Origin of the sequence: Bacillus sp. J33 (genome assembly GCF_000518885.1) — a bacterium.
Taxonomy (GTDB): Bacteria; Bacillota; Bacilli; order Bacillales; family Cytobacillaceae; genus Cytobacillus.
On the sequence record NZ_JAEL01000032.1, the window covers coordinates 41,083 to 53,236 of the forward strand.

Annotated in this window: 12 protein-coding genes and 2 riboswitches; of the genes, 1 reads left to right on the plus strand and 11 read right to left on the minus strand. The window is 42.8% G+C overall.

What is annotated here, in order from left to right; translation table 11 throughout:
* Nucleotides 1-66 precede the first annotated feature (66 nt).
* The 5 genes from L634_RS0111660 to L634_RS0111680 form a co-directional block, all read right to left on the minus strand.
* Entirely contained in the window at nt 67-849 is a 783-nt protein-coding gene (locus L634_RS0111660) for a TerC family protein (RefSeq protein WP_026582606.1), read from the minus strand.
* A gap of 14 nt (nt 850-863) precedes the next feature.
* Nucleotides 864-989 (minus strand): FbpB family small basic protein, encoded by a 126-nt coding sequence (locus tag L634_RS32655; RefSeq protein ID WP_084028888.1) that lies wholly within the window; start codon nt 987-989, stop codon nt 864-866.
* A 298-nt stretch (nt 990-1,287) separates the two neighbouring features.
* Nucleotides 1,288-2,283 (minus strand): hypothetical protein, encoded by a 996-nt coding sequence (locus L634_RS0111670; RefSeq protein ID WP_026582607.1) that lies wholly within the window; start codon nt 2,281-2,283, stop codon nt 1,288-1,290.
* Between the two features lie 204 nt (nt 2,284-2,487).
* Nucleotides 2,488-2,694, minus strand: coding sequence for a twin-arginine translocase TatA/TatE family subunit (locus tag L634_RS0111675; RefSeq protein WP_026582608.1), 207 nt, complete (start codon nt 2,692-2,694; stop codon nt 2,488-2,490).
* 12 nt (nt 2,695-2,706) lie between these two features.
* Complete coding sequence (locus L634_RS0111680) at nt 2,707-4,461, minus strand: alkaline phosphatase D family protein (protein WP_026582609.1); 1,755 nt, start codon at nt 4,459-4,461, stop codon at nt 2,707-2,709.
* A gap of 315 nt (nt 4,462-4,776) precedes the next feature.
* Between L634_RS0111680 and L634_RS0111685 the strand changes: the two genes are divergently transcribed.
* Nucleotides 4,777-5,094 (plus strand): hypothetical protein, encoded by a 318-nt coding sequence (locus tag L634_RS0111685; protein ID WP_232233757.1) that lies wholly within the window; start codon nt 4,777-4,779, stop codon nt 5,092-5,094.
* 681 nt (nt 5,095-5,775) lie between these two features.
* Here the strand turns inward: L634_RS0111685 and L634_RS33375 are convergent.
* From L634_RS33375 to L634_RS0111735, 6 genes are all read right to left on the minus strand, one after another.
* A complete protein-coding gene (locus L634_RS33375; protein ID WP_157452390.1) occupies nt 5,776-5,901 on the minus strand; it encodes an FbpB family small basic protein in 126 nt (41 codons plus the stop codon).
* Nucleotides 5,902-5,987: 86 nt separating this feature from the next.
* Entirely contained in the window at nt 5,988-6,854 is an 867-nt protein-coding gene (purU, locus tag L634_RS0111705; protein WP_026582611.1) for a formyltetrahydrofolate deformylase, read from the minus strand.
* A gap of 72 nt (nt 6,855-6,926) precedes the next feature.
* A riboswitch (glycine riboswitch) is annotated at nt 6,927-7,002 on the minus strand.
* A riboswitch (glycine riboswitch) is annotated at nt 7,003-7,103 on the minus strand.
* Between the two features lie 64 nt (nt 7,104-7,167).
* Complete coding sequence (locus L634_RS33380; RefSeq protein WP_157452391.1) at nt 7,168-7,311, minus strand: hypothetical protein; 144 nt, start codon at nt 7,309-7,311, stop codon at nt 7,168-7,170.
* A gap of 247 nt (nt 7,312-7,558) precedes the next feature.
* Complete coding sequence (locus tag L634_RS0111720) at nt 7,559-8,725, minus strand: MFS transporter (RefSeq protein ID WP_034262565.1); 1,167 nt, start codon at nt 8,723-8,725, stop codon at nt 7,559-7,561.
* A 160-nt stretch (nt 8,726-8,885) separates the two neighbouring features.
* A complete protein-coding gene (locus L634_RS0111725) occupies nt 8,886-9,521 on the minus strand; it encodes a hypothetical protein (protein ID WP_026582614.1) in 636 nt (211 codons plus the stop codon).
* A gap of 484 nt (nt 9,522-10,005) precedes the next feature.
* Complete coding sequence (locus L634_RS0111735) at nt 10,006-11,370, minus strand: aspartate kinase (protein WP_026582615.1); 1,365 nt, start codon at nt 11,368-11,370, stop codon at nt 10,006-10,008.
* Nucleotides 11,371-12,154: the final 784 nt, after the last annotated feature.

A 12,154-nucleotide genomic window follows, 5' to 3' on the forward strand; every position in this document is an offset into this window, starting at 1 on the left:
CCGAAAGATTCATCAACACCCAAAATATCAAAAGCAAGGCAGAGAATCTTCCGCCTTGCTTTTATACTAGCTAGCTTTCTCCTCAGCCGGAACATCCTGCTTTTCTTTGGAGAGAAACCATCCAGCCAGCGCAATCAGAATTAAGACCGCATAGAAGGTGATTTTCCATTCAGGCGACTTGGCAAATCCTTCAGGCAGAATAGCCAATGCCGGATGGGACATTGTATAGACTGCCAATTTAACGCCAACCCAGCCGACAATCCCGAAAGCCGCAATCTCAAGCCCTGGTCTTTTATGCAGCAGATCCACGAAGAAGTTAGCCGCAAAGCGCATGATGATTAATCCGATCATTCCGCCTGCAAAAATCACCAGGAACTTTCCGCCATCAAGTCCGCCTATATGCCCGAGCCCTGAATCCGGAAGCGCCACAGCCAGTGCTACGGCCGCCAGGATCGAATCAACGGCAAACGCAATATCAGCAAGCTCGACTTTTAAAACGGTCATCCAAAAGCCTGATTTTTTCTTTTCTTTCGTAATTTTTGCTTCTTCCTCACCTTTTTTTACAATTACTTTTCTCAAAATATGATTAGCTGCGATGAAAAGAAGGTAGAGCGCTCCAATTGCCTGCACCTGCCAAACGTCTACTAAAAACGAGATTGCAAACAAGGATCCAAAGCGGAAAATAAACGCTCCAGCCAAACCATAAAACAAAGCCTTCTTCCTCTGCTTTTCCGGAAGATGCTTCACCATAATTGCTAAAACAAGCGCATTGTCAGCTGCCAGCAGCCCTTCCAATGCGATCAGCAGCAATAATACCCATCCGTACTCAAGCAAAAGTGATAATTCCATCTAATTACCCTCCCTTAATTAGCTTTTACGTGTTTTTCATCCAGGCGTTTTTCAATCTTCCTAAGCTCATCCCGGTCTCTAAGGAGCTCTTCTTTGTTCTTTTTAACAAGCTCTGTAAACGACAGCTTCTGCCTTTTCATTCTCACGTCTCCTTTCCTTTAATCTTTAAGTATGGATAGCTTCGCACTGTTTCCTTGCGGTTATGTTTATTCAGAGGCAATAAAAAAACCTCTACCAGCAAGCGGTAAAGGTTTTAATAAAACAAAAAGACCTTTACCCGAAACAGGCAAAGGTCTTGCTAACAACGGTAAGGTTGCCAACAAAGCCGGGAGCTCTTAACTCCGAAATGACGACTCTGCTGTAAAAGCTACTCCCCTTTAGGAGAAACTATTCAACTATTAATTTAATCTTATTATACTTAGTCAAATCTGTCAATCGTTATGCAAATCGATAATAAATTAAAATGAACGCTCCAAGCACAAAGATAAAGTTAAGGAATACAAATATAAATTGATCTGTCTTTGTTTTATGCAGCTTAATCGGCGGATTGTAGAATGATACCCCTTCAATAATGAAAATGATCAGCACCACATGAATCATAAAATGGCCAATTACTTCAGTCATCCCAAACAGCATCGTTGTTGTAATAAAAATGACTGTCACTGCAAAACCAACAACACGATTCAGAATCCCAACTACAAGCAAATAGCCGACAACAAACTCAATGAATGCAGCCATCACCACAAACGCAGCCGGCGCAAACCCAAATGTCGGAACTCCATGATTGGCTACGATATCGAGAGACATACTTGGATATACCCATTTTTCAACAGCTACCCAGCATAGGGATAAACCCGTACCTAAATAGAGAAACGGAAAACCAACTTTTTCAAGCTTCGTGCCGCCGATCAGCAATACCCCAATAATCGCTACATAATAGCCATAGTCAAGCATATGGAATATGCCATTATGAAGAGTTACATAACCAAATAACCCCAATAATATGACTGCCGCAATCTTTGTAGAGATGTGATGAGGGATTACCAGGAATCCAATAGCAGCCCAGGTTAGAATCATGGCCAATGTGCTGCTTAGGTGGAATTCTGGCGCAAACAGTGCTCCATTTGCCACCTGTAATATTAAAGCTGCAGCTGTCCCGTACTTCAGAATGTATCTGCTATATTTACGGAACCGAGAAAGCCACTCATCAAGCCTCTTGATCTTCGCCAATTCAGCTGTTTTCGGAATCACTAATGTCAGCAGCGCCAACACCATTGCAGCGGTAAAAGCCAGCACCATAAATAATGGCGATAATATATTTTCAATCGTTTCCTTTTGAGGAACTACGCTTGTGAACCATTTCACATGAGCACTTGTAAAAAAAGGCGTCATTATAAGTCCGATGATTAAAAGAAGCTGGAATAGTTTTCTCATGATGTCATTGCCTCCTTTTTGGCATTTGAAATTAGCATAAACAATATAAGTACAGTATTAATATATAATACTTTTCGATGCTGGGGAGTATCTAAAGATGAACATTATGTGAAATAATTCACAATGATTGCATAGCACCTTATTTATCCGTTCTTAGGATAAACAAATAGCAGGCGAATACTCTTCGCCTGCTCATACTCTTCTCTATTTCTCTTTTTTCACAGCTGCTAAAACCGGCTTTTTCTCGTCGCTTTTTTCTTCTTCTCCCACTAGATCCTTTGCTGCACTCTTAAATTCTGTTAACGTCCGCCCAAATGCACGGCCGATTTCAGGGAGCTTTGATGGCCCAAATATTATTAATGCGATAACTAGAACCAGAATTAAACCCGGAATGCCAATATTGGATATCATCTACTCACCGCCTTAATTTAAAACCTTTTTGCGCTTTTTCTCAAGCTGCTTCTCGTGTGCACGGGCATGGGCGCGGTGGCGGTCTTCTTCCACCTCAGCAGACATTTGGACACCCTGAGGTACAGCTGAAGTAGATATTTGCTTTAAGCCCTGCTGGTCTTTTTCAAAAACAAAGGATGCTCTTGTTGATATATCTGCTCCATGCTCTGTTACAAAAGGAAGCACCCGGAAATCTGCACGCCACTGGTCTGGTGTTACCTGGCAGCGGACATAACCCCTATAGTTATTGAAAAATTTAATATGCGGATTCTCAGCAAGTGTCTTCTCTGTATCCGCTCTGACATCCGAACCATTTCCGCCCGAAGTAATTGAAGTGCCAACAAACTCTGCGCCAATCAGTTTTGATTGCTGATCTTTGTAATCGGTAAGAATATTTGAAGCCCAGCTCGCATGAACATCCCCTGTCAGCACAATCAGATTGTCCATGCCATTTTCCGCTGCAAAATCGGTTAGGCGCTGGCGGGCAGCCGGGTAGCCATCCCAGGCATCCATGCTGAATCTAGGGTTAGTGCTTGTCCCAAAATTCCTCTCTGAAAAAAAGACCTGCTGAGCCAGGACGTTCCAATGCGAATTGGAGCTGGCAAGGTTCTGTTCAACCCATTGCTCTTGCTCTTTACCAAGAAGGGTACGGTTCGGATCGAGTGACTCAGGTGTATGTGGTTTGCTGCCATCCCCATTTGCCTGGTCATCGCGATACTGGCGGGAATCCAGTACAAGGAAAGACGCAAGCTTGCCATAGCTGAATTCCCTGTATAGCTGCATTCCTTCTCCGTGCGGCATGGATGATAGACGGAGCGGCATATGTTCATAATAGGCTTGATAAGCCGCTGCACGGCGCTTGATAAACTCTTCAACAGATTGCCCTTTTTCCGGGATTTCAGATGCATAGTTATTTTCAACCTCATGGTCATCCCATGTAACAATCCATGGGAATGCCGCATGTGCTTCTTTCAGATGAATATCAGATTTGTACTGCCCATACCGATTCCGATAATCCTCCAATGTGATAATTTCAGGGCCGCTATGGTCGCGCACATTTCCAGTCGGAGAAATGTATTCATTTGGCCCATATTCATATATGTAATCGCCCAGGTGGAAAACTAAATCCAGATTTTCCTTCGCCATATGCTGATAGGCAGTAAAGTAGCCGTGCTCATATTGCTGACAGGAAGCAAATGCAAATGACAGGCTTGCAACATCCGTCCCAGCGGCCGGCAATGTTTTCGTTTTGCCGATTGGGCTAACCTCATTGCCAGTTTTAAAACGATAATAATAGATAGTGTTTGGCTTTAATCCATCTGCTTCAACATGTACGGAATGGGCCAAATCAGGTACGGCAATCTCTGTTCCGCGCTTCACGATTTTACGGAAATGCGCATCTTCAGCAAGCTCCCAGTTGACAGGAACGGCATGGTCTGGCATTCCTCCGCCATTAAGCGGTTCTGGCGCAAGCCTTGTCCATAAAACCACACTGTCAGAAAGAGGATCTCCTGATGCAACACCAAGTGTGAACGGATATTTCTCGAACTTAGGGGCCGCATCAACCTTCAGATTCCCTACTCCGAGCGACTGTGCTACAGCAAGCGCAAGCGAAAACCCGGCAATTTTACTTGCCCCTGAAAGAAAGCTTCGGCGATCAATGTCCTTTTTCAAACTTTCCTCATTGAATTTCCTGATTAACTCATCAATTGACCTCTCATTTCTCATTTCCTTCACCTCTATTAATCATTCTGAATTCATGTTGGATTATAAGAGGGTTTTTTTAATACAATATGAAGATATGTAAAGGAAGTCAGCTGTACCTCTGCTAAGTTAATAGGTCTTTTGTAAGAAACTGGTTTTTGAACTTTACGGTTCCTTTTATTTGCCTTCCAAAATACCTGTATTTATTTGGGCCATTTGCCCCGCTTTTTTTTACAAAAAATTCATAGAATATTAACGAATATTGTCATAATCTTTTAGTTTACTAATCTTAAAATAGTGGTTATGATAAATACAATCTTTAAAGAAAGGATGAGGAGTATGAAATCAAGATTCATGCCGTTATTGCTGCTATCTGTATTTTTATCCTTCCTCATCACACAATACCCCGGGGTCCATGTTAATGGAATCCCTATGGACGAAAGCAAAGCCATAACAGTATCTGACCTGGCGGAGAGCTTTCTTTTAAAAGATGATCCTAAAAAATATGTTTTCACTCAGGGTCCAAATTCCCTTACTTTCGTCAGTCTGGCGATAATCCTGCTTCTATACAGCGCCCTTCATATCATCGCCCGCAGAAAAAAGATCTTCTTCACCCCGATCTTCTACGAGGCGAACTACGTGATCCATACTCCTTAATTGTCCAATAACAACAATTAAAGGAGGAAAAGCAAATGATGTGGATGCGTTTCTTAATGATCGGCCTGTTTTCATTAACAGCTTCCAGCCTGTTTTTCTATCAGGGCACGGAAATTTACCACGCCTTCGTGGAATACTTTAAACAAAAATAACTTTTACAGGCGCCCAGGAAACCCTCTGGGCGCTTTTTAAATGCTCCATAAACAAGTTAGTGAGGAGAGTTGACGATATATCGGAAAAGTTGATGATAAAATGGCCAGCTTGACGATATATTTACGAAGTTGATGATAAAATGGCCCAAGTTGACGATATGCATGGAAAATGAGTCCTTTCCCTATACAAAACAACATCCTAAACTATGTATTTGAGTAAAAAACACTTAAAATGGGCAGATTTTTTTAAAAAAGAGCCATTTTTAGCTCCTTTTCGGGCACTTTAGATACTCTTTCGATTCCCTGCTCTTCTTTTTCCATTTTACGGGCATGTTCGGTGCCCTTTTGTTTCATTTTTCTGCCCCTTCTTCCCGCTGGCGCTATTGGGCCTTCTATTCGTTCCCTTCAGCTCCTCTTTCCTCTCCCTGCAGGCACTATTTACGAACCCCAGCTGTTCATTTCCCGCACAAATAACGTTCTCCAATAAAAAAGCACCCAGCCTGTTCCAGTCCCAGGCCGGGTGCTCTCCTTACTGTGCTTTTGCATATTTATCGTCAATCTTTTTTTCAATCTTCTCAAGCTGACGGCGATCTTTCAAAAGCTCTTCTTTATTTTCTTTAATCATCTCAACTAATGATAGCTTTTTCTTTTTCATATTTGCTCACCTTCTCTCAAGATGTTTCTAAAACTCTGGATGCTTAATCTAATATTTTTCGACAATAGCCGGGTGGTGCCAATAAATTAAAATACTATCGTCTTATTCCCATGCACGATGACCCGGTCTTCCACATGCCAGGCAACCGCTTGAGCCAGAACTCGCCTTTCAACGTGGCGGCCGGCAATTTTTAAGTCCTGTGCCGTATGGCGATGGTTGACGCGCAATACATCCTGCTCAATGATCGGACCTTCGTCCAGATCATTCGTGACATAATGGGCTGTTGCCCCAATCAGCTTAACTCCGCGGTTAAACGCCCTTGCATATGGATTGGCTCCCACGAAGGCAGGCAGGAAGCTATGATGGATATTGATAATCCTATTTTGATATTTGGTAATAAAGCTTGGCGAAAGGATTTGCATATATCTCGCCAGTACAATAAAATCCACTTTCCCATCCAGCAGCTCTTGTGCCTTTTGCTCGGCTTCGGATTTTGTATCAGGCGTAATCGGAATATGATAATAAGGAATTCCGAATCCCTCTACCGCTTCCTTCAAATCAGGGTGATTGCTGATCACCAAAGGAATGTCCACATCAAGCTCCTTCGACTTCCAGCGCCAAAGCAGCTCGAGCAGGCAATGATCCATTTTCGAAACAAAGATGGCCATCCGCTTGCGCTCGCCTTTGCCGCTCAGCTTCCACTCCATTGAGTATTCCTTTGCCATCTCTGGCAAGTCCTTTTTCAGCTTCAGGAATGATTCATCAAAATCATTCATATCAAACTCAATCCGCATGAAAAAAATGCCTGCGAGCGGATCGGTTGTATGCTGGTCAAAATGGACAATATTTGCTTTATGCTCCAACAAGAAATTGGATACCGTCGAAATGATGCCCGGCCTTTCCGGACAGGATATCAGTAATGTCGCCCGATTTGCATTGATATTTGTATTCATATTGAGTTCCTCCATCCGCATTTCTGGAAGCTGCCATCCATTTAAAAAGGACAGAAAAGGGCAGCATCTTCCCACCCCTTCTCTGTCCTTTTACCTGAGAGTTTAACCCCTTTGGTGTCGCAATATACATGCGCGCTCTCCAGAGATGCGTCCTGCTGCGGTTCTTCTACCTGAGAGATTTGCTTCAAGGGTCTTTTTAAAGCTTGCTCCTTCGGTGGCTTCATCGATGCTCTCTCCCGCAGCCGTCATTCGCTCAATATTTTTGTTATTTTCAGAATACTACGTCATTTGAAAAGTGTCAACCAAACGGAATTTATTTCACAAAATTGCCACAAATTAAACTAATCTGTTTTCTTTCCGTTTCCTCCTTATCTGCTGGAGGATTTATTGTAGCGACTTGAAAATACTCACCTGCAATAGCCTTTGCCTTTACGCTCAAAAACAGCAGTACAGCCATATTCAAAACAACCTCAGAGCCTGTATAATGCCCTCAACCTCATTACCTTTGCCCCCTATATTTTGGCAGATATAAGAATACAGTGCGGAAGAATTTGATAAAGGACTTCTTATCACGAAACTTCTAAACTGGACGATTACAGGGATTTCCATTTACAGATTAATATATATTAGAAAATTCTTCAGAAACAGCAGGCTATTGATACACAAAAAGCTTGAAGACAAAAAGTCTACAAGCTTTTATAACTCTATACAGCCGCTTTGGTTTTAGGCGAACGCTTCTGCCAGGCAACCGTAATAAATAATGTAACTAACAATAAAGCTAAACCTAAAACAAACGGATACGTAATCTGCACATCATAAAGTACGCCTGCAATCGTAGGGCCAAGCACGTTTCCGATGCTCATATATGCATTGTTCATCCCCATTGCAAAGCCCTGTTCATTGCCGGCCATTTTTGAAATGAGCGTCGTTAAGACTGGACGCAGGATGGATGTTGCCAGGAATATGATCAGTGAAATGACGAAGAAAAGGGCATAGCTTCCTGCAAACAAGGAAACAAGGAAGCCTGTAGCAGCGACTGCCAAAAAGATATTCAGTACCTTTCCTTCTCCAAATTTCCTGACAACCCGATCCACGACAAATAGCTGGACAATAACACTTATGATACCAGTTGACGTTACCATAATGGCGATTGCCTGCGGTGTGGCGCCGAACTGGTTATCAAGATAAAGCCCAAGAACCGATTCATACGCCATCAGTCCGAAGCTCATTACCAAAGTAATAACGAGCGGTATAAAATAAGGCTTCTTAACGGACATTGCCAGCTTTTTGACCATTGGGTCGTCTTCAGGCATTTCTTCTGCGGAAGCCTGCTGCAATGTACTGCTTTCCTCGAGCAGCGCAACTGAAAAAATAACAGCAACGAGGGAAACCAGCGCCGAAATCAGAAATGGCATTTTCAGGCCGAAGTCTGCCAAAAATCCGCCAATTCCTGGCCCAACTACAATTCCGAGTGACATCGCAGCCGAGACAAGGCCATTTCCTTTTGCACGCTGTTCCATGGTTGTAATATCAGCGATATATGCAAAAATAGCCGGAATCAGCAGTGCTGCTCCAATTCCTCCGATTACGCGCGAAAAATAAAGCAGCCAAATCGAATCTACTGCATAAAAGACCAGCATGGATAATGTTAATCCAGCTAATCCGTATATAATCATCTTTCTGCGGCCGTACTGATCAGCCCATTTTCCCGCAATTGGAGAAAATATCAGCTGGGCACCCGCAAAAATGGCAATCATCAGGCCAGCTGCCGTTCCCCCCTGATTAATGGATTCCAAATAAGCAGGCAAAATCGGAATAATGATCCCAAAGCTTCCGATGGCAATAAACATATTGATCATTAAGATGATCATCTTTTTTTCTGTTCTCCTGACATAGCGGATACCCCTCCTTCTATATGTGAAAAATTTACATTTTGTTTTTTGGCACGCTCATAAGCTTATAATGGGACAGCCCGCTTTGTCAAAGGAAAAATTAGAGAAGCCCAAGCATAGTGCTGGAGCTCCTATTTAATCAGCTTTTAAATTGATTTGGAAACTGCTTTACAATCGCTTCTGAAATGGCATCCGCCATGATGATGATATGAGTCAATCCTTCATCAATCGAAACAATTCTTGCATCCCAATCCTTTACCAAACTCGCTGATAAATCGTCTGTTACCAATTCCAGATGCATATAAAACAGTTTTTTCAGATCATTATTTTTCAAATGAGGATTGGCACTGCTGAGAAACGCCACGATATCATCCGCATTTCGATGCCAATCCTTGTTCAGCTGATTCACCTTCGCTCCTTTCCCGCTTTTTGCAGCTTCTACCATATCACCGGCAATAGTGATATGCTCCTTGAGCAGCTCTGTCAGCCTATTCCCTGCAGCTTCTCCATAATAAGGCTTTATGGAGTTCCCGATATCCTCTTGGTTCTTCAGCAGCCGTGCAAGCACCTGTTTCTGATCCTCAGCCCCCGCTGTTGTTGCACTGGTAATATAATTGCTTGTCCATAAAACATGATCAATCCACAGTCTCCGGAACTCATTCTCAAATTTTACTTCTGATTGGCTAATGCAAGGCTTTTGAGCAGCACTGATTGGTGATGCCAGCATGTTTGGCGGCAGCAGCAGCAATAACCCTATTAACATCAATTTCTTCATCACTTTACTCCTCCATAATAAGAAAGTTTCCTTCCTATTGTGGATATCGCGGAACTTTTCATTCTTTAATGTGGCATAAAATCTACTCAAGCTTTTCTTTTCAATCAAACGTTTGATTAAAATCTATTTTTTCAGCGCATGAACTTATACCATCGGCATACTGGGTGACTTTTCCAAAATGAGCGGATTTTGCCTTTTAAATAAAATTTTGCTGCATTTAATCAGATTTTCTGCAGAAAGCTCTAAATTCTTGAATAAAAAGCCTTATTTGAAGGCTGATTAAGCCAAAAACTCTATCTGGCAAAGGCACTGCTCTGCTTATTTGCAACTCCCAAAGTTTTATTAAAAATTTTTCCATTTTATTCGCGGCTTTGAAACAATCTAAACTTTCCTTAATATTAATATGTCGCCTCCATCAAAACTGGCAAACAGAGCAATTTTTATTAAAAATAAATTATTTCTACACAGATTGCTAAGTCCACGCTCAAGCCAGCGCCACCGCAGCAAAAAACTCATCATAAAGCGCCCGAACGGCTCTTTTTTCATCCTCCGCCTTCACTCCGAACATCATGCTCACTTCAGAAGATCCCTGGTTTATCATTTCCATATTTACTTTCGCTTTAGCCAGCGCTTTGGAGGCACGGGCCATCGTCCCAATGTTCTGTCGCATTCCTTCCCCTACTACCATAATAAGGGAAAGGCTATGCTGCACCTTCACTTCATCAGCATCCAGCTCCGTTTCAATCCGTCTGAGGATTTCTTCTTCCATACCGTTCTTGAATTGGTTTTCCCGGAGGATAATCGAGATGTCATCAATTCCAGATGGTGTATGTTCGTAGCTGAGGCCATACTCTTCCAAGATTGTCAGCAGCTTGCGCCCGAATCCAACTTCCCGGTTCATCATATATTTTTCGACGTAAATACTGCAGAAACCCTGATCACTGGCAATTCCAATGACAGGTCCGTTCGTATTATCCCGCTCGTTAACGATTCTCGTACCTGGAGCTGCTGGATTGTTTGTATTTTTGATCTGCACCGGAATGCCCGCACGGAACGCCGGTATAAGTGCTTCATCATGCAATACTGTAAAGCCGGCATAGGAAAGCTCCCGCATTTCCCGGTATGTCAGCTCTTTGATTTCCTTTGGATGCTCGACAATAAATGGATTAACGGAATAAACCGCATCCACATCCGTAAAGTTTTCGTACAGGTCCGCCTTTGTGGCACCAGCCAAAATGGATCCCGTCACATCCGATCCGCTTCTTGAAAAAGTAAACACTTCCCCATCCCGGCTGTAGCCAAAGAATCCTGGAAAAATAAGAATGCCATCCTTTTCCCTTAATCTATAAAGATTTTCATATGCTTCCGGAAGCACTTGCGCATTCCCAGGCTCCGGACTTACGAGCAGGCCGGCCTCCTTAGGATTCACATATCTGGCCTCCACTCCCTGCTGCTGAAAATACGCCGCTACAAGCTTCGCGTTATTATCCTCGCCACTGGCTTTCACAAGATCCATGAAAACATCAGGATTCCTTTTTTCACTATCGAGCCTATCGAAAAGATCCCTTTGAATAATGTCTTTAATGTCAGGGTCCAGTCCCAATTCGTCCGCAATCAGCCCGTACCTTTCCAGCACGCTTCCGGCCAGTTCTCCCGCTTCTTCCCCCTGCAGCCGTTTTTCTGCACAAGCGATTAATAGATCTGTAACCTTGTGATCCTCAGAAAATCGCTTTCCTGGAGCCGATACTACGATCACCTTACGCTCTGGATCAGCCTTTACTATGTTCAACACCTTCTCGATTTGCTTTCCGGATGCTAAAGAGGATCCTCCAAACTTTACGACTTTCATCCTGACATCTCCTAATCTCTGAAAATTTAATCTTTATTTTACTCCTATCCAGAAAATTATCAAGAGGGTTTTCTCTCCACAAAAGACATTTGTTCACCTTTAAAAGACACAATATTATACTAATATATAAATTTATTCCCACTTACCGCTTCTGATAGCCAAATAAAGCTTTTCTGACAAAATAAAAGAAAACGCTTTCAATTAATAATATTTTTTGCTAAGGCTCTGTTAAACTTTTCCGCTGCAGACACTAAGCTTTCCGGAGGCCCCCTCGCTCCTCGGCTTTTACGCGCCAGCGTGGGTCTCCTTTTCCCGCAGTACCTTAACTAAGCTTCCCCGAGTTAATACCGTACGAAGGAAATGCGAATGTATTTTCAAGGATCTCGCGTCCTCCTACTGATATTTAACATCACACAGCCTTTGTAAAAAAAAGGCTCTTTTCTCATAAATTGTTGTTTTTACTTATAAATTCTGCCCGTTAATTTCCGCTACGGGCACTCAAGCTGTCAGCGGGGAGGAATGAGAGCCTCCTCGGCTTCGCCTGCGGGGTCTCCCACTTCCCTCACTTCCCGCAGGACATTGAATAAGCTTCCCTGACCTGGCACCGCACGAAGGAAATGCGGTAGCATTTTCAAGGATCAAGTGCCCTCCGCTACAATCAACTCGGTAGGTTAAATTAAGTTTGCAATTAAAAGCAACAAACTTTACGAAAACAGCCTAAAAAAAAGAGGAAAATGCTCTCATTGCATCTTCCTCTCAAGCTAATTAATGATATTCTTTTACC